Source organism: Streptomyces tritici, assembly GCF_048500665.1.
GTDB lineage: Bacteria > Actinomycetota > Actinomycetes > Streptomycetales > Streptomycetaceae > Streptomyces > Streptomyces tritici.
This window is the reverse complement of sequence record NZ_CP183183.1, coordinates 4,472,877-4,488,948: the sequence shown is the minus strand read 5'-3', so window position 1 is coordinate 4,488,948 and position 16,072 is coordinate 4,472,877. Positions and strand designations below refer to the sequence as shown.

16 protein-coding genes are annotated in these 16,072 nt (G+C 71.7%); 4 read left to right on the top strand and 12 right to left on the bottom strand.

Annotated elements, in window-relative coordinates; all coding sequences use genetic code 11:
• Window positions 1-64: 64 nt before the first annotated feature.
• The 3 genes from ACNJ93_RS20970 to ACNJ93_RS20960 are packed head-to-tail and all read right to left on the bottom strand — an operon-like array spanning window position 65 to window position 1,795.
• Window positions 65-694, bottom strand: coding sequence for a hypothetical protein (locus tag ACNJ93_RS20970; RefSeq protein ID WP_418958956.1), 630 nt, complete (start codon window positions 692-694; stop codon window positions 65-67).
• Window positions 691-984 carry a DUF397 domain-containing protein gene (locus ACNJ93_RS20965; RefSeq protein WP_418958955.1) on the bottom strand — a complete coding sequence of 98 codons (294 nt, stop codon included), beginning with the start codon at window positions 982-984 and terminating at the stop codon, window positions 691-693. The genes ACNJ93_RS20970 and ACNJ93_RS20965 overlap by 4 nt, the downstream gene beginning before the upstream one ends.
• Window positions 956-1,795: a helix-turn-helix domain-containing protein gene (locus ACNJ93_RS20960; RefSeq protein WP_418958954.1), complete on the bottom strand. Its 840-nt coding sequence runs from the start codon at window positions 1,793-1,795 to the stop codon at window positions 956-958. Before ACNJ93_RS20960 ends, ACNJ93_RS20965 begins: the two co-directional genes overlap by 29 nt.
• Window positions 1,796-2,255: 460 nt before the next feature.
• On the opposite strand from ACNJ93_RS20960, the gene ACNJ93_RS20955 reads away from it, so the two are divergent.
• Genes ACNJ93_RS20955 through ACNJ93_RS20945 form a run of 3 tightly spaced genes read left to right on the top strand, consistent with a single transcriptional unit; the run spans window position 2,256 to window position 4,028 of the window.
• Entirely contained in the window at window positions 2,256-3,242 is a 987-nt protein-coding gene (locus ACNJ93_RS20955; RefSeq protein WP_418958953.1) for a hypothetical protein, read from the top strand.
• A 21-nt stretch (window positions 3,243-3,263) separates the two neighbouring features.
• Window positions 3,264-3,536 (top strand): hypothetical protein, encoded by a 273-nt coding sequence (locus ACNJ93_RS20950; RefSeq protein ID WP_418958952.1) that lies wholly within the window; start codon window positions 3,264-3,266, stop codon window positions 3,534-3,536.
• 36 nt (window positions 3,537-3,572) lie between these two features.
• On the top strand, window positions 3,573-4,028 hold the full coding sequence (locus ACNJ93_RS20945) for a hypothetical protein (protein WP_418958951.1): 456 nt from the start codon (window positions 3,573-3,575) through the stop codon (window positions 4,026-4,028).
• Between the two features lie 76 nt (window positions 4,029-4,104).
• Here the strand turns inward: ACNJ93_RS20945 and ACNJ93_RS20940 are convergent, their stop codons facing one another.
• The 4 genes from ACNJ93_RS20940 to ACNJ93_RS20925 form a co-directional block, all read right to left on the bottom strand.
• A complete protein-coding gene (locus ACNJ93_RS20940; protein ID WP_418958950.1) occupies window positions 4,105-6,207 on the bottom strand; it encodes a hypothetical protein in 2,103 nt (700 codons plus the stop codon).
• Between the two features lie 174 nt (window positions 6,208-6,381).
• Window positions 6,382-6,768 (bottom strand): DUF6113 family protein, encoded by a 387-nt coding sequence (locus tag ACNJ93_RS20935; RefSeq protein ID WP_418958949.1) that lies wholly within the window; start codon window positions 6,766-6,768, stop codon window positions 6,382-6,384.
• Entirely contained in the window at window positions 6,765-7,652 is an 888-nt protein-coding gene (mshB, locus tag ACNJ93_RS20930) for an N-acetyl-1-D-myo-inositol-2-amino-2-deoxy-alpha-D-glucopyranoside deacetylase (RefSeq protein ID WP_418958948.1), read from the bottom strand. Before mshB ends, ACNJ93_RS20935 begins: the two co-directional genes overlap by 4 nt.
• Window positions 7,653-7,677: 25 nt before the next feature.
• On the bottom strand, window positions 7,678-7,872 hold the full coding sequence (locus ACNJ93_RS20925) for a hypothetical protein (protein ID WP_418958947.1): 195 nt from the start codon (window positions 7,870-7,872) through the stop codon (window positions 7,678-7,680).
• A 130-nt stretch (window positions 7,873-8,002) separates the two neighbouring features.
• Here ACNJ93_RS20925 and ACNJ93_RS20920 point away from each other — a divergent pair, with 130 nt between their 5' ends.
• Entirely contained in the window at window positions 8,003-10,168 is a 2,166-nt protein-coding gene (locus ACNJ93_RS20920; RefSeq protein WP_418958946.1) for a prolyl oligopeptidase family serine peptidase, read from the top strand.
• 129 nt (window positions 10,169-10,297) lie between these two features.
• Here ACNJ93_RS20920 and ACNJ93_RS20915 read toward each other — a convergent pair whose 3' ends face one another.
• From ACNJ93_RS20915 to ACNJ93_RS20895, 5 genes are all read right to left on the bottom strand, one after another.
• Window positions 10,298-11,338: an ABC transporter ATP-binding protein gene (locus tag ACNJ93_RS20915; protein WP_418958945.1), complete on the bottom strand. Its 1,041-nt coding sequence runs from the start codon at window positions 11,336-11,338 to the stop codon at window positions 10,298-10,300.
• The gene (locus ACNJ93_RS20910) at window positions 11,331-12,314 is read right to left on the bottom strand and encodes an ABC transporter ATP-binding protein (protein ID WP_418958944.1); all 984 of its coding nucleotides are present in this window, start codon (window positions 12,312-12,314) and stop codon (window positions 11,331-11,333) included. Before ACNJ93_RS20910 ends, ACNJ93_RS20915 begins: the two co-directional genes overlap by 8 nt.
• 6 nt (window positions 12,315-12,320) lie before the next feature.
• Window positions 12,321-13,310 (bottom strand): ABC transporter permease, encoded by a 990-nt coding sequence (locus tag ACNJ93_RS20905; protein WP_418958943.1) that lies wholly within the window; start codon window positions 13,308-13,310, stop codon window positions 12,321-12,323.
• Complete coding sequence (locus ACNJ93_RS20900) at window positions 13,303-14,226, bottom strand: ABC transporter permease (protein ID WP_418958942.1); 924 nt, start codon at window positions 14,224-14,226, stop codon at window positions 13,303-13,305. Before ACNJ93_RS20900 ends, ACNJ93_RS20905 begins: the two co-directional genes overlap by 8 nt.
• 77 nt (window positions 14,227-14,303) lie before the next feature.
• Window positions 14,304-15,935, bottom strand: coding sequence for a peptide ABC transporter substrate-binding protein (locus ACNJ93_RS20895; protein WP_418958941.1), 1,632 nt, complete (start codon window positions 15,933-15,935; stop codon window positions 14,304-14,306).
• Between the last annotated feature and the right edge of the window lie 137 nt (window positions 15,936-16,072).

Below are 16,072 nucleotides of genomic sequence, written 5' to 3'. Positions count from 1 at the left end.
AGCCGCTGAATGTCCTCCAGTCTTCGAAAGATGTCCCAGCGTCCACGGGGACGCCTCGACGGGCTCATGCCCGTACGCGGGCCAGTGCGCGGCGCATCGCCGGGAGGTCGCGCGGTTCGCCGTCCCGGCGGCCGCCCAGGCGCTCCAGCAGGTCCGGGGTGAGCGCGCCCGCCTCGGCGGCGTGCACCAGCTCCTCGGGGCCGGGGCCCTCGCCCTTCCCGACGCAGTCGAACATCATCAACTGCAGCTCCGCGCGCTCCACGAAGCGGCTCATCCCGCAGTCCAGGCCGTCGTCGTCCAGGTCGTCCGGGTACGCCGCCCGGGCCCAGGACCCGTTCTCGTACCAGTACACGCAGCCCAGCTCGTTGCCCTTCAGCCGGTCGCGCAGCTCCTCGTACGGGAGCCAGTCCGGGCCGCCGGCCAGCATGTCGATCTCCGGCTCGTACCACTTCACGCCGCTCGACTCGTCCTCGCCGTACAGCACGTACCGCCCGTCGCCGAGCCGCGAGAACGTCCACCACGTGCAGCCGCAGTCGTCGAGGTGCAGTCCCTCGTCGTCGATCCAGACGCCGACGGGGTACCGCTCGGTCTCCTTGGCGCTCGTCGCCTCCAGCACGGCGATCAGACCCCACCGCGCCCACAGCAGTTCGGCGGGCGGCAGGTCCCCCGGCCGCCCCGGCCTCTCGATCGTCACAGCGCCGCGAACCCGTCCCGCTTGACCGCGTCCACGAACGGCGCCCACGCGGCGACGCCGATCAGCAGCGCGGGACCGGTGGGGTTCTTGCTGTCCCGGACGGGGACGTGGGCGGGGCAGGCGGCGTCGTTCACTTCGAGGCACGCGCCGCTTTCGCCTCCGCTGTACGACGACTTGCGCCAGGCGTCGCTGACTTCGAGACAGTCACCGCTGTTCCCACCGCTGTAGGAGGACTTGCGCCATGCGGGAAGGACCGAAGCGTCAGGGATGCTGGTCGTGACGTGCTGCATGCTCGTAAACCTCCGCTGCGGACCTGATCAGGGCAAGCGACTCGCGATGGGAGAGCGCGTCGCCGAGAGCATGATCGTAGGCCAGCTGACATTCCCGTACTACGGACGGAGTCTCCCAGACACGGCCGGACTTGAGACCCTCGACGTAGGCGATTGGCGGCATGTCCTCAAACCACATCAGCTTGACCTCGCCCTCCAACAGGGCGTGGTAGCCGACCGAGAACGGCAGGACGTGCACGCGAATCCGGCGGCTCTCCCCGAGCGCGAGGATGTGACGGAGCTGTTCGCACATCACAGCAGGCCCGCCGACGTGACGCCGTACGACCGCCTCGTCCAACAGGATCCAGACCACGGGGGAGTCGAAATTCCCTAGGATTCTGGCTCGCTCCAGGCGTGTGACAAGGAGCTTGTCACGTTCCTCGTCACTCTTGGGCGACGAGCCCGAACTCAGCACTTCCCTCGCGTACGCCTCTGTCTGGACGATGCCGGGAACCATCTTCGGCGCGTACTCGCGGATCACCGTCGCCACGCCCTCGAACTCCAGCGCCTCCGCGAAGTGTTCCGCCACCGCCTTGCCGTCCAGGGTCGGCAGGAAGCGCTCGAAGAAGTCGTCGGGGCCCAGCGCCTTGTCCAGGCGTCTGGCGTCGTCGACGCTCGGGCGGCGGCGGCCCGCTTCCATGTGGGCGATGTGGGTGCGCGAGATGATCGTGATCTCGCTCAGCTGCTCCTGCGTGAGGCCGGCCGCCTCGCGGCGGCGGCGGAGTTCCTCGCCGTACTTGCGGCGGGTTTCCGGGTTGTCCTCGATCGCCATCGCGCCCCACCCCTTTGTGACTTCTGCGTTGTCACACGCGACCCCCTACCGAGCGTAGCGCCGTTCGTCTCAGTCTGTAGCCGGTTCGGTACAGAAAGCGAAAGGAGCCGAATCCATGGAACAGGGTGACTTCGTCGCTCACACCGGGACGGACGTGTACGGACCCGGCAAGGTCATCGGTGTGGACGGCGAGCTGCGGCGGGTGCGGTTCGTGCACTTCGTCGCGACCATTCAAGGCCGCCGACCTGCGGAAAGCCTCGCAGGCGGAGACCGAGGTCATCGAGCACTGGCTTCGCATGAAGCAGGAACGGTACGGAGGCACGTGGTGATGAAGCGGCCGTCACATGAAGTGACCACGCGAACACGGAAGTTGCTGTACGGTGAGCACAAATCGGCCCCCGACGCGGCTGCAACCGACGTCGAGGGCCTTCACTCCGAGTGTCGTAAAGGGGCACCCGAAATGCTTCCGCATGCTACCGCGCCGGCTGCGCGGTTCATCCAGATCCCGCACGACATCGTCCGCCACCCTCGGCTCAACGCCGAAGCCGTGCGGCTTCTCGTCTGGCAGCTCTCGCTTCCCGAGGGCGTGTACGAACCCCTGTGGAAGACCGCCGAACGGGCGGGGGTGAAGAACTCCGCGTTCACCCGGGCCAAGAAGCAGCTGAAGGAAGCCGGTTACGTCCACGAGTGGCGCGAACAGGGCGCGCGGGGGCGGTGGCAGACCGTCCAGCTCGCGTCCAACGTGCCGCTGTCGCCGGAGGAGGCCGTCGTGGCCCGGGCCGTCCAGGAGGCGAAGAGGAACGGGGGCGAACCCCCGGAGCCCCCGGCTCCTCCCGCGCCGCCCACACCCCCCGCGCCGCCCGCCCCACCCACTCCCCCGGCTCCCCCCGCTCCCCCGACACCCGCCTCTCCGGCTGCCCGCACCCTGGCTGTCGGTGATCCAGAGGACCGGTCGGTCGGCGACTATCCCAAGAACACCCTTGAGAACACCTCCAACCATCCCGCCCCCGAGGCACGCCGCGTCCTGGACGCGGTGACCGCGCTGGACCCGCGGCTGCGGGTGCCGCGGGGGATGGTTCCCGAGCTGGTGCGGCTCGTGGGGCGCTGGCTGGAGGGAGGGCACAGCGCCGAGTCCGTACGGGAGGAGGTCCGGCGCTGCCTGCCGGGGCGGGACACGGTGATCCACCGGCCCGGCGGCCTGCTGCGGTACGTGCTGCGCGAGGTCGCGCCCGTACCGGTCGCGCCGGAGCCGCCGCGGCCGCCACGGGTGGCCTCGATGCGGGAGTGCGAGGGCGGCGGGCACATCCAGCCGCTGCTGTTCACGCCCGTCGGCGACGAGGTGCTGTGCCGCGACTGCCGCAGCGAGCGGGCCGCCGTGGCGACGCCTCCGGCGGCGGCCGCGGCGCTGCGCGGAGTGGCGCTGCTGCGGGCCAGTCTGGCGCGCTGAGGGCGGCAGTACGCTGGCTGTATGGCCAAGACGCACATCTCGATCAGCCTTGATCCGGAGGATGCGGAACTGATCCGCAACGTGGCCAAGGAGAACGGTCTCGGGGTCTCGGCGTTCCTCGCCCTGGCCGGCCGCAAGGAAGCCGCCCGGCTGGAGCGCGTGGCGGCGGCCTTCTCCGACCTGGACGCGGCGATCGCCGCGGCGGAGGCCGAGGCCGAGGTCATGCCGTGGCCGAACGATCCGGAACCGGTGAAGCCGGAGCGGACGAAGGACGCCCCCGCACCGCCCGGCTGACCGATCTGCCCCGGCCTCCCGCCCCGGCGGACGCCTATGATCACGGCGGACGTCGACGTGGGGGTGGGCATGGCGGACGGACGTGCGGGGCCGCGCAAGTGGTCGCTGGACGAGGAGAACTGGTCGCGGGCCTGGTGGGTTCCCCTGGTGGTCGTCGTCATGGCGGCCCTGACGTGGGGGCTCCTGGGGTACGTCGAGGGCGGCTGCGAGCGCGGGCCCCGGGGCGGCTGCGTGGCCGCCGACGGGTACGAGCTGCGGGGCTGGGTGTTCTTCCTCGCGGCGATGCCCGCGTACTTCGTGGTCGTCACGGGCCTGACCGCCGACCGGTGGCCGCCCGCCCTGGGCGTGGCCGCCGGGGGCGTGGTCTGCGGGCTCGGCACGCTCACGCAGGGCCGGACGACGGGGCATCTCGTCGTCGCCGGCGTGCTGCTCGCCCTGGCCGTCACCGCGCCGGTCCTGGCGCACCGACGGCGGCGGGCTGCTCGCGCCTAGGTGACGGGCTCCGTACGGCGACGCGCCCGCCTCCGACCCTGAGGTCGAGGGCGGGCGCGTCGTACGCGAGGGCGGGTCAGCCGTTGCCGTCGAGGTCGATCGTCTTCGTCCGCTCGGCCTTGGTCTTGCCCAGCAGCGCGTCCTTCATCACGAAGGCCACGTCGTCGGCGGAGACCTGGTGCTTCTTGCCGTCCGCCTTCGTGATCATGATGCCGTCGAAGACGCCGTCCAGGAGCTCGTCGATGGCCTTCTTGTCGTAGACCTCGACCAGGCGGCCGTCGACGGCCTTCATGGACAGGATCTTCGGCAGCGAGCGGGCCGGGCCGAAGTCGATCTTCTTCGGGCCCGCCTTGATCGTGATCAGGCCGGACATCGCGGGCTTGGCGAACTCCTTCATCGCCCGGTCCAGCTCGGCCTGGGTGATCGTGGGCTCGACGGTGGTGACCGGGAGCTCGACCACGTTGGACTTGCCGGTCTCGACCTGCGCCCGGTACGCGTCCTTGACGGAGACGACCGAGCGCGCCACGTCCAGACCCTTGCCCGCCTTGCCCGGTACGGCGACCGCGCGGTTGGGCTCGAACTTGATCGTGCCCTCCTTGACGGAGCCCGAGGTGCCGGCGAGGTCCGCGAGGGCCACGGCCAGCTTCTCCTCGTCGACCGGGATGACCGGGTCGGCCTCGCGGACGCCGCCGAAGAGGGAGCCGATGACGGAGACCGGGTTGTAGTCGGTGCCGGCCGCGTTGCGGACGGTGGTCTGGCTGTCCAGGCTCAGTCCGGCCTTGTCCGGGGCGAGCTGCTGCGTGCGGCCCTCGACGGCCAGCTGCAGCGGCTTCACGGCGCGGGCGCCGAAGGCGGCGTCGAGCTTGCCGACGGCCTCCTCCTTGGTGCCGCCGCCGATGTCCACGCCGAGGACCGTGGTGCCCTTCGGCACCTCGGAGTGGTTGAGCAGCAGGCCCGCGCCGTACGCGACGCCCGCCAGGCCGACGAGGCCGAACGCGGCCATCGCCAGCTTGGAGCGGCCCTTCTTCGCCGGGGCGGCGGAGGCCGGGGCGGCCGGGCGGGGCGCCGGGGCGGGGGCGGGGGTCGCCGGGCCGGCGGGGCCGGGGTAGTCGGGGGCCGAGAACTGCATCGGCTCCGGGCCGTCGAGGCGCGGGGCCAGCGGGTTCGGGCCGCGGCTCTCCGGGGTGACGACGGGGATGCCGCTGGTCAGGGTGTCGCCGGAGACGTGGCCGCTCGGGGCGGGCGGCGGGGTGTCGTCGGTGATCGGGGTCAGCTGGAAGGTGTCGTCGGCCATGCGCGGCGCGGGCGCGCCGCCGCCGAGGGAGGCGGTGCCGGTGACGCCGGTGGTGGGTCCGCTCGGGCCGGGGAGGCCCGGCGGGCGCAGGCCGAGGGACGGGGTCGGGCGGTCGGACGTGCCGGGCTGTCCGACGCCGGGGGCGAAGGGGTCGGCGGGCGCGCCGCCGGGCTTCTGCAGGCCCGGGCCGCCGAGGCCGGCCCGGGGGCCGGAGGCGTCGGGGCGCTGCGTGCCGCCGGGGGCGCCGGTCGTCGCGCCGAGGCCGCCGGCGACACCGCCGGGCATGCCGGGCGCGGCCGGGGCTCCGGGCTCGGAGCCGTACGACGGGCCGGGCTGTCCGTTCGCGCCGGGGCCGGAGTCGGAGCCGTACGACGGGCCGCCGTTCGCGCCGGGGCCGGGCTCGGAGCCGTACGCCGAGCCGGGCTGCCCGTTCGCGCCGGGCGGCGTCGGGGCGGGCTCGGGGGCCGCCTTCTTGCGGGGGGCGAACCACGAGCTGGTCGGCTTGTCCTCGTCGCGGGCCGGCGGCTCCGCCGCCTCGGGCTCCGCGGGCGGCGCGGCGGCGGGCTCCGGTGCGGAGGCGGACTCACGCTGCGCCTTCTCCGCCTCGGAGACCGGCTTGCGCACGACGACCGGCGGGATCGGCCGCGAACCCGGGATGTTGATCCGGATGCGCGTGGTCAGCGTGGTCTCGGTCCTGGGCTCGTCCGGCTGCTGCGGCCGGCTGCCGCCGTCGGCGGCGTCGGCCGGGCCGTCCTGCGTGGGGTGGAGCGACGGATACTGGCGGGATCCGTACGGCGGCGTCCCGGAGGGGTACGCGGCTCCCCCACGCCCCTGAGCGGCGCCGGAGGACGAAGTGTCGGTCTCTCGACCAGTTTCACGACTCAAAGCAGGCTCTCCCGGTTGGCTCCGCCGCCCGCTCTTGCTGGTGCACCTGTGCCCGGGCGGCTCGGCGGCGCGCACCACCATACTGGCCGCGGCCGACGCGTACCCGGCGGCCGGGTCGACGGGACCGGGCAATCCGGCCGAAGTCCGGGCAGGTCACGCACGAAGTAGGCGAGTTCAGGACGTCCGGGCCACAGCCCTTGACTTCGTGGCGCAGATCACAGCCAGGGCGAGTCCGCCCAGCAGATAGACCGCTTCGCCCAGCGCGCCGGCGAACGCACCGTCACCTTCCGGGCGGCCGACGCCCAGCAGGACGATCGAATACAGCCAGCCCACGCCCGAGGCGGCGACGGCGAACTGACTGCCCGTGGCGCGGACCCCGCCGTAGAAGAGCGCGGCGGTCGCGAGCAGCGCGAGGAACAACCCGGCCGGGAGCCAGGCGGCTTGGACGAGGACGCCGGCGATGCCGACCACGAAGCCGAGGACGGCGAGGAGGAGGTGCGCGGCGATGCGCCCGGCCGTGCCGAGCGCGCCCCGGCCGCCGCCGTCCGCCCGGGTGCTCATGCGTGGACTCCCGCGAACAGGTCCGTCTCGCGCGCGCCGGCCGGCGCGCCGGGGACGCCCCTGACCAACTCGTAGTACTCGGTGGTGAAGAGCGGCTGCCCGAGGTTGTTGGAGAGGGCGAAGTAGGGGCCCTCGACGGCGATCTGGGTGGCGTGGGCGCGCATCGCGGCGGCCTTGCGGGCGGCGTAGGCCGTGCCGTCGATCTCGGTGGTGATCAGGGCCTCGTCGACGACGCCGGGGACGTCGTCCACCTCGGCGACGCCGGGGAACCCGGGGTCCTCGGCGCGGAGTCGGTCGAAGGCGGCCTCGGCGACGGGGCGGGGCACCCGGTTCCAGTAGATCTTGGCGATCGTGTGGGCGGGGCCGAGGTCGGGGCGGTACGCGGGGTCCGCGGCCAGGTCGGCGGCGCGCATGGCGACGCGGTGGGTCTGGATGTGGTCGGGGTGCCCGTAGCCGCCGTCGGGGTCGTAGGTGACGAGGACCTGCGGGCGGGTCTCGCGGATCACCTCGACGAGGTGCGGGGCGGCGTCGTCGACGTCGGTGTTCCAGAAGGCGCCGGGTCGGTGGTTCTGCTCGACGCCCATCATCCCGGAGTCGCGGAACCGGCCGGGGCCGCCGAGGAAGCGGTGGTCGGTGACCCCCAGCTCCTTCATCGCGGCGGCCAGTTCGGCGACGCGGTGCTCGCCGAGCCGGTCCTCCCGGTCGGGGGCCAGGTGCGCCAGCTCGGGCGGGATGACCTCGCCCTCCTCGCCGAGGGTGCAGGTCACCAGGGTCACCCCGGCGCCCTCCGCCGCGTACCTGGCCATGGTGGCGCCGTTGTTGATCGACTCGTCGTCCGGGTGCGCGTGCACCAGGAGCAGACGACGGCCCGGGAGTTCCGTCATGCCCCCCACCCTACGAGAGGGCCGGTCAGAACTTGATGCCGCCGATCATGCTGGCCACGTTCGTGGTGAAGGTGCTGATCGTCGGGGCGACCGTGGAGCTCGCCAGAAAGAATCCGAGCAGCATGCAGACCGCCGCGTGTCCCCCCTTGAGACCTGATTTCTTGATCAGCAGGAAGACGACGATCCCCAGCAGCAGCACCACCGAGATCGAGAGTGCCACGGCGGTTCACCTCCACACGTCATCGGAGCCATCGGAACGGGACCCAGCGCTACCGATCCTAACTGTGGGTGGCCATGCATCCTTCGGTGTACGGGGGCACGGGGGGCGCACGCACCGCTAGGTTCGGCGCATGACCACGAACGAGCCTTCTCCGAACGAGTCCTCTCCGAACGAGACTTCCGCCCCGCTGTCGTTCCCGCGCCAGTACGCCCGGACGCAGAGGTTCACGCTGGGCGCCCCGCGCGGATTCACCGTCTCTCCCGACGGGGAGCGGGTGGTGTTCCTGCGGTCGTCGTCCGGCACGCATCGGGAGCAGTTGCTGTGGGTCCTGGACCTGGCGGAGGGGGCCGCGCCGCGCGAGCGGGTGGCGGCCGATCCGCGGGAGCTGCTCGGCGGTGCCGCGGAGCGGCTGTCGGCCGAGGAGCGGGCGCGGCGGGAGCGGAGCCGGGAGGGCTCGGCGGGGATCGTGTCGTACGCGGTGGACCGGGCGGTGGAGCTCGCGGCGTTCGCGCTGTCGGGGCGGCTGTTCACGGCGGAGCTGCGGGCCGGGACGGCGCGCGAGCTGGCGGTGCCGGGTCCGGTGATCGACCCCCGGCCATCGCCGGACGGGCGGCACGTGGCGTACGTGGCGCGGGGGACGCTGCGGGTCGTCGGCGCGGACGGCGACGGGGACCGGGCGGTGGCCGAGCCGGAGGAGGCGGAGACGGCGTACGGGCTCGCGGAGTTCGTGGCGGCCGAGGAGATGGGGCGCGGCCGCGGGTTCTGGTGGTCGCCGGAGTCGGACCGGCTGCTTGTGGCGCGGGTGGACGAGTCGCCGGTGGCGCGCTGGTGGATCGCGGATCCGGCGCGGCCGGAGGCGGAGCCGCAGCGCGTGGCGTACCCGGCGGCGGGCACGGCCAACGCGGACGTGGGGCTGTTCCTGGTGGGGCTGGACGGGGACCGGGAGGAGGTGCTGTGGGACCGGGCCCGGTACCCGTACCTGGCGCGGGTGCACTGGTCGGCCGACGGGCCGCCGCTGCTGCTGGTGCAGGCGCGCGACCAGCGGACGCAGGTGCATCTGGCGGTGGACGCGGCGACCGGGGAGACCCGGACGGTGCACGTGGACGAGGATCCCGTGTGGCTGGACCTGCATCCGGGGACGCCGGCGTGGGATCCGCAGGGGCGGCTCGTGCGGATCGCGGACGAGGGTGGGGCGCGGGTGCTGGCGGTCGGGGACCGGGCGCTGACGGGCGCCTCGCTGCAGCTGCGGGCGGTGCTGGACGTGGGCGCGAACGACGTGCTGGTCGCGGCCGCCGCCGGGGCGGAGGCGAAGGATCCGGAGCTGGGCGAGACCCATGTGTACCGGGTGAACGAGCTGGGCGTGGAGCGGGTGTCCGAGGGGCCCGGAGTTCACTCGGCCGTGCGAGGCGGCGCGGTGACGGTGCTGTCCTCCGCGCGGGTGAACGTGCCCGGGAGCGTGACCCGGGTGCTGCGGGACGGGCGGGAGCTCGCGGTGATCGCCTCGTCGGCGGAGCAGCCGCTGATCTCGGCGCGGGTGCGCCTCGTGGAGGGGGGCGCACGGCGGATTCCGTGCGCCGTCCTGCTCCCCTCCGGCTACGAGGAAGGTGACGGACCGCTCCCCGTGCTCATGGACCCGTACGGCGGTCCGCACGGGCAGCGGGTGGTGGCCGCGCACAACGCGCACGTCACCTCGCAGTGGTTCGCGGACCAGGGCTTCGCGGTGGTGGTGGCGGACGGGCGGGGCACGCCGGGCCGGTCGCCCGCGTGGGAGAAGGAGATCGCCGGGGATCTGTCGAAGACCCTGGAGGACCAGGTCGAGGCGCTGCGGTCGCTGGCCGGCTCGTTCCCGCTGGACCTGGGGCGGGTGGCGATCCGGGGCTGGTCGTACGGCGGGTTCCTGGCGGCGATGGCGGTGCTGCGGCGCCCGGACGTGTTCCACGCGGCGGTGGTCGGCGCGCCGGTGACGGACCATCGGCTGTACGACACCCACTACACGGAGCGGTACCAGGGCGGGACGCCGCAGGACCTGCCGGAGGTGTACCGGGCGAACTCGCTGGTGTGGGACGGGGAGCTGACGGAGGCGCGGGAGCCGGCCCGGCCGATGATGATCATCCACGGGCTCGCGGACGACAACGTGGTGGTCGCCCATTCCCTGCTGCTGTCCTCCGCCCTGCTGGCGGCCGGACGGCCCCATGAGGTGCTGCCGCTGACGGGGGTGACGCACATGACCCCGCAGGAGCAGGTCGCGGAGAACCTGCTGCGGCTGCAGGTGGACTTCCTCAGGCGCTCGCTGTGAGCGGCGGCCGGCCGGAGCGCCTTGGCGCGCTCCGGCCGGCCCACGGCACCCGCACGGCCGCACGTCGACAGCGTGGCCGGTCCGTATATCGGAGCCGGGTCGGCGGAGTTGCCTGCGGGTAAATCCGGTTCAGCCGAGCTCGCCCTCCGCGGGGACGACGTGCTTCTCCTCGGCGAAGTGGCAGGCCGAGTCGTGCGCGGCCGGGCCCTGCGTGTCGCGGAAGACGGCGGGCACCGCGAGCAGGGGCACCTCCAGTTCGCAGCGCTTCTGGGCCTTCCAGCAGCGGGTGCGGAAGCGGCAGCCGGAGGGGATGTTCGCCGGGGAGGGCACGTCGCCGGTGAGGATGATCCGCTCGCGGTGCTCGCGCGCCTCCGGGTCGGGCACGGGGACGGCGGAGAGCAGCGCCTGCGTGTAGGGGTGCGTGGGGTGCTCGTAGATCTCGGTGCCCGTGCCGATCTCCACGATCCGGCCCAGGTACATCACGCCGACGCGGTCGGAGATGTGCCGGACGATCGACAGGTCGTGGGCGATGAACACGTACGACAGGGCGAACTCGTCCTGCAGCTTCTCCAGGAGGTTGATCACCTGGGCCTGCACGGAGACGTCGAGGGCGGAGACCGGTTCGTCGGCGACGATGACCTCCGGCCGCAGCGCGAGGCCGCGGGCGATGCCGATGCGCTGGCGCTGGCCGCCGGAGAACTGGTGCGGGTAGCGGTTGATGTACTCCGGGTTCAGGCCGACGACGTCCAGCAGTTCCTGCACGCGGCGCCGGCGGTCGCCCTTCGGGGCGACCTCGGGGTGGATGTCGAAGGGCTCGCCGATGATGTCGCCGACGGTCATGCGCGGGTTCAGCGAGGTGTACGGGTCCTGGAACACCATCTGGATGTTGCGGCGCACGGCCTTCAGGGCCCGCGGGGAGAGCTTGGTGAGGTCCTCGCCCTTGTAGAGGATCGAGCCGGACGTCGGCCGCTCCAGGTTGACCAGCATCTTCGCGACCGTCGACTTCCCGCAGCCGGACTCGCCGACGATGCCGAGGGTCTCCCCCGCGTGCAGTTCGAAGTCGACCCCGTCGACGGCCTTCACCGCGCCGACCTGCTTCTTGAACAGGACGCCGCGGGTGAGCGGGTAGTGCTTGTGCAGGTCCCGGACCTGGATGATCGGCTCAGCCATGCAGGCACTCCTTCCAGAAGTGGCAGGCGCTGGAGCGCGGCACGGGCGACTCGGTCACCTCGTACAGCGGCGGCTCGTCGGTCCGGCAGACGTCCTGGGCGAGCGGGCAGCGCGGGTGGAAGGCGCAGCCCGGCGGGATGGCCAGCAGGTTGGGCGGCAGGCCCTTGATCGCGTACAGCTCCTGGCCCTTCTGGTCCAGGCGCGGGATCGATTCGAGCAGGCCCCGGGTGTAGGGGTGGGCGGGCGCCTTGTAGATCTCGTGGACGGGGGCCTGTTCGACGATCCGGCCCGCGTACATGACGGCGATCTTGTCGGCCACGTCGGCGACCACGCCGAGGTCGTGGGTGATCAGGATGAGCCCCATGTTGTACTCGCGCTGGAGCTCGGCGAGCAGGTCCATCACCTGGGCCTGCACGGTGACGTCCAGGGCGGTGGTCGGCTCGTCGGCGATGATCAGCTCGGGCTCCAGGGCCAGCGCCATGGCGATCATGATGCGCTGGCGCATGCCGCCGGAGAACTGGTGCGGGTACTGGCCGACGCGTTCCTTGGCAGCGGGGATGCGGACCCGGTCCATCAGTTCGACGGCCTTGGCGCGGGCGTCCTTGCGGGACATCCCGCGGTGCACCCGGAACATCTCGCCGAGCTGGTCGCCGACGGTCAGGACGGGGTTGAGGGAGGACAGCGCGTCCTGGAAGATCATCGCCATCTTGGCGCCGCGGATCTTCCGACGCTCGTCCTCCTTGAGGGTGAGCAGGTCCTGCCCCTGGAAGACGATCTCGCCGCCGGTGATCCGCCCGGGCGGGATGTCGAGGATGCCCATGACGGCCTGGGCGGTGACGGACTTGCCGGAGCCGGACTCGCCGAGCACGGCGAGGGTCTCGCCCGCGTCCACCGCGTAGTTGACGCCGTTGACCGCCTTGGCCACGCCGTCCCGGGTGTGGAACTCCACGTGCAGGTCGCGCACTTCGAGCAGCATGGGCGGCTACCTCAGCTTCGGGTCGAGGGCGTCGCGCACCGCGTCGCCGAGCATGATGAAGGCGAGCACGGTGATCGCGAGCGCGCCGGCCGGCCAGAGCAGCATGTGCGGGGCGTTGCGGATGTACTGCGAGGCCGAGGAGATGTCGATGCCCCAGGAGACGGAGGGCGGCTTCAGTCCGACGCCGAGGTAGGACAGGGTCGCCTCCAGGGCGATGTACGTGCCGAGCGCGATGGTGGCGACGACGATGACCGGGGCGACGGCGTTGGGCGTGATGTGCCGCAGCAGCATCCGGGAGTTGGAGGCGCCGAGGGCGCGGGCGGCCTGCACGTAGTCGTTCTGCTTGGCGGTGATGACCGAGCCGCGGGCGATCCGGGAGATCTGCGGCCAGCCGAGCAGCACCATGAAGCCGATGACGGGCCAGACCGTGTTGCTGGTGACCACGGACAGCAGCACCAGGCCGCCGAGGACGACGGGGATGGCGAAGAAGACGTCGGTGATCCGGGAGAGCACCGAGTCCCAGACGCCGCCGAAGAAGCCGGCGAGTCCGCCGAGGACGCTGCCGAGGACCGCCACGCCGAGGGTGGCGAGCACGCCGACGGCGACGGAGGTGCGGGCGCCGTAGACGGTGCGGGTGTAGACGTCGCAGCCCTGGCCGTTGAAGCCGAAGGGGTGGCCGGGCTGGGAGCCCTCCTGCGCCTTGGCGAGGTCGCAGTCGAGCGGGTCGCCGGAGGCGATCAGCGAGGGCCAGATCGAGATGACGACGAGGAAGAGGATGATCAGGCCGGAGACGATGAAGACCGGGTTGCGGCGCAGGTCCCGCCAGGCGTCGGACCACAGCGAGCGGGGCTTCTTGTCGGGGCCGGTGCCTTCGGGGCCGCCCGGCGTCTTCTCCAGGGTCTCGGCCTCGTCCATGGCGAGGTCGGTCGCGCCACCGGCTCCCGTCGCGGCGATGGCGGCCCCCTCGTCGTGGTAGGGATCGGGCTGCTCAGGCATAGCGGATCCTCGGGTCGAGTACGGCGTACAGGAGGTCGACGAGCAGGTTGGCCAGCAGGAACACCAGGACGAGGACGGTCACGAAGCCGACGACGGTCTGGGTGCTCTGGCGGACGATGCCCTGGTAGAGCTGGTAGCCGACGCCGTGGATGTTGAAGATCCGCTCGGTGACGATGGCGCCGCCCATGAGCGCGCCGACGTCCGCGCCGATGAACGTGACCACCGGGATGAGGCTGTTGCGCAGCAGGTGCTTGGTGATCACCCGGCGACGCGGCAGGCCCTTGGCGACGGCGGTGCGGACGTAGTCGGCGCGCTTGTTCTCGGCGATCGAGGTACGGGTGAGCCGGGTGACGTACGCCAGGGAGACGGAGGCGAGCACCAGGCCGGGGACGATCAGCTCGTCGATGGGGGCCTCGGAGGAGACCGCCGGGGAGATCCAGCCCCACTTCACGCCCAGCAGCAGCTGGACCAGCAGACCGGTGACGAAGGTCGGCACGGACAGCACGACCAGGGTGAGCAGCAGGACGCCGGTGTCGACGGGGCGGCCGCGGCGCAGACCGGTGATCACGCCGAGCGTGATGCCGATGACGATCTCGAAGAAGATCGCGACGAGGGTGAGCCGGATGGTCACCGGGAAGGCCGTCCCCATCAGTTCGGTGACCGGCTGGCCGTTGAAGGCGGTGCCGAAGTCGCCGGTGAAGAGGTTGCCCATGTAGGTCAGGTATTGCTGCCAGACCGGCTTGTCGAGGCCGAACTCCTTGCGCAGCTGGGCGGCGGTCGCCGGGTCGCAGGCGCGGTCGCCGCACAGGCCGGCGATGGGGTCGCCCATCACGTTCACCATGAGGAAGATCAGCAGCGTGGCGCCGACGAAGACGGGGATCATCTGCAGCAGACGCCGGATCACATATCGACCCATGAGGGGCTCCTGGGGTTCGAGGAAGCCGTACGGCCCGGCGCGGATGCCTCGCCGGGCCGTACGTCACCGCATGGACGTCACTTGACCTTGATCTCGTCGTAGACGGGGACGCTGAAGGGGTTCAGGGCCACGTTCTCGATCCGGTCCGAGTAGCCGGCGCTGCCGTTCTGGTACCAGAGCGGGATGGCGCCCATCTGGTCGCGCAGCACCTCCTCGGCCTTCTGGAAGGTCTCGACGGCCTTCTTGATGTCGGTCTCGGCGTTCGCCTGGTCGACCAGCTGGTCGAACTGCTTGTTCGTCCACTTGCCGTCGTTGGACGAGGCGCCGGTGTAGTACAGCGGCTGGAGGAAGTTCTGGATCAGCGGGTAGTCCATCTGCCAGCCGGCCCGGAACGGCCCCGGCATCTTGGACTGGGTGATCTGGTTGCGGAAGTCGGCGAAGGTGCCGATGGGGTTGCCGACGCAGGCCTTGGTGTTGCCGAGGGCCCGGTTGATGGAGTTGCAGACGGCGTCCACCCACTCCTTGTGGGAGCCGGTGTCGGCGTTGTACGAGATCTTCATCGTGCCGCCCGGGATGCCGCCCCCCTCGGCGACCAGCTTCTTCGCCTCGGCCGCGTCGTACTCGCAGGCCTTGCCGCAGAGCGTCTTGCTGTAGCCGCCGTCCTCGCCGAGCACCGGCGAGGTCCAGTCGGTGGCGGGGGTGCGGGTCTTCTGGAAGATCGTCTCGGTGATCTGCTTGCGGTCGATGGCCATCGACAGGCCCTGGCGGAGCTTCTCCTGACCGGGCTTGTTCCAGGCCGGGTCGTAGAAGGGGAAGGCGAGGGTCTGGATGATGCCGGCGGGCTGGTTGATGTAGCGGTCGCCGAGGTCGGCCGAGACGTTCTTCAGCTGGGAGGCGGGCACGTCGTCGACGAGGTCGAGGTTGCCGGCCGTCAGGTCGGTGTAGGCGGTGTTGTTGTCCGTGTACACCTTGAGGGTGACGCCGCCGTTCTGGGCCTTGTCGGGGCCGGGGTACGCGTCCCACTTGCGCAGCTCCATCTGGGAGCCCTTGGCGTAGGACTGGATGGTGTACGGGCCGTTGCCGACGGGCTTGGCGACCCAGGCGTCATGGTCGTCGAAGAATGCTTTCGGCAGCGGGGCGAAGGCCGCGTAGCCGAGGGTGTCGGGCCAGGTGGAGAACTTCTGGGTGAGCTTCACCGTGAAGGTCTTGTCGTTGACGAGCTTGAGGCCGGACATCGTCTGGGCCTTGGGCTGGCCGGACTCGGGGTGGACCTGGTCGTAGCCCTCGATCTGGGCGAAGAAGAAGGCGTTGCGCTGGTTGTTCTTCAGGTTCGCGCCGTAGTTCCAGGCGTCCACGAAGGACTTGGCGGTGACCTTCTCGCCGTTGGAGAACGTCCAGCCGTCCTTGACGGTGATGGTGAAGGTGGTCGAGTCGGTGGTCTCGATCTTCTCGGCGAGCATGTCCTCCGCCGCGCCCGTCTTCGGGTTGTAGCGCTTGAGGCCGCGGAAGATCATGGACAGCACCTTGCCGCCCTGGACCTCGTTGGTGTTGGCCGGCTCCAGCGGGTTCTGCGGGTCGCCCCAGGAGGAGCTGACGATCCCTTCGGCGCCGCCACCACCGCCGCCGTCTCCCCCGCCGCCGCAGCCGGTCGCCGCCAGGGCGACGACCGTGGCCACTGCGGCCCACTTGGCGTGCGTGGCTCCGCGCATGGAGTGCCTCCTGAGTGTCCTGATGCTCACGTAGGCCCCAATATCACCCCATATCGCACGCTGTGCACGTCCGCCTCGCCCGGACGCGCGAAGGCCCCGGCACCCACTCGGGTGCCGGGGCCTCGGGCCGCCGGGGG

Bases quoted from the DNA above. Each gene is read 5' to 3' on its own strand.
- ACNJ93_RS20935 (WP_418958949.1), bottom strand. From the start codon at position 6,768: ATGAGCACCCGGGCGGACGGCGGCGGCCGGGGCGCGCTCGGCACGGCC.
- ACNJ93_RS20915 (WP_418958945.1), bottom strand. From the start codon at position 11,338: ATGGCTGAGCCGATCATCCAGGTCCGGGACCTGCACAAGCACTACCCG.
- ACNJ93_RS20960 (WP_418958954.1), bottom strand. From the start codon at position 1,795: ATGGCGATCGAGGACAACCCGGAAACCCGCCGCAAGTACGGCGAGGAA.
- ACNJ93_RS20900 (WP_418958942.1), bottom strand. From the start codon at position 14,226: ATGGGTCGATATGTGATCCGGCGTCTGCTGCAGATGATCCCCGTCTTC.
- ACNJ93_RS20950 (WP_418958952.1), top strand. From the start codon at position 3,264: ATGGCCAAGACGCACATCTCGATCAGCCTTGATCCGGAGGATGCGGAA.
- ACNJ93_RS20895 (WP_418958941.1), bottom strand. From the start codon at position 15,935: ATGCGCGGAGCCACGCACGCCAAGTGGGCCGCAGTGGCCACGGTCGTC.
- mshB (WP_418958948.1), bottom strand. From the start codon at position 7,652: ATGACGGAACTCCCGGGCCGTCGTCTGCTCCTGGTGCACGCGCACCCG.
- ACNJ93_RS20955 (WP_418958953.1), top strand. From the start codon at position 2,256: ATGCTTCCGCATGCTACCGCGCCGGCTGCGCGGTTCATCCAGATCCCG.
- ACNJ93_RS20945 (WP_418958951.1), top strand. From the start codon at position 3,573: ATGATCACGGCGGACGTCGACGTGGGGGTGGGCATGGCGGACGGACGT.
- ACNJ93_RS20905 (WP_418958943.1), bottom strand. From the start codon at position 13,310: ATGCCTGAGCAGCCCGATCCCTACCACGACGAGGGGGCCGCCATCGCC.
- ACNJ93_RS20910 (WP_418958944.1), bottom strand. From the start codon at position 12,314: ATGCTGCTCGAAGTGCGCGACCTGCACGTGGAGTTCCACACCCGGGAC.
- ACNJ93_RS20965 (WP_418958955.1), bottom strand. From the start codon at position 984: ATGCAGCACGTCACGACCAGCATCCCTGACGCTTCGGTCCTTCCCGCA.
- ACNJ93_RS20920 (WP_418958946.1), top strand. From the start codon at position 8,003: ATGACCACGAACGAGCCTTCTCCGAACGAGTCCTCTCCGAACGAGACT.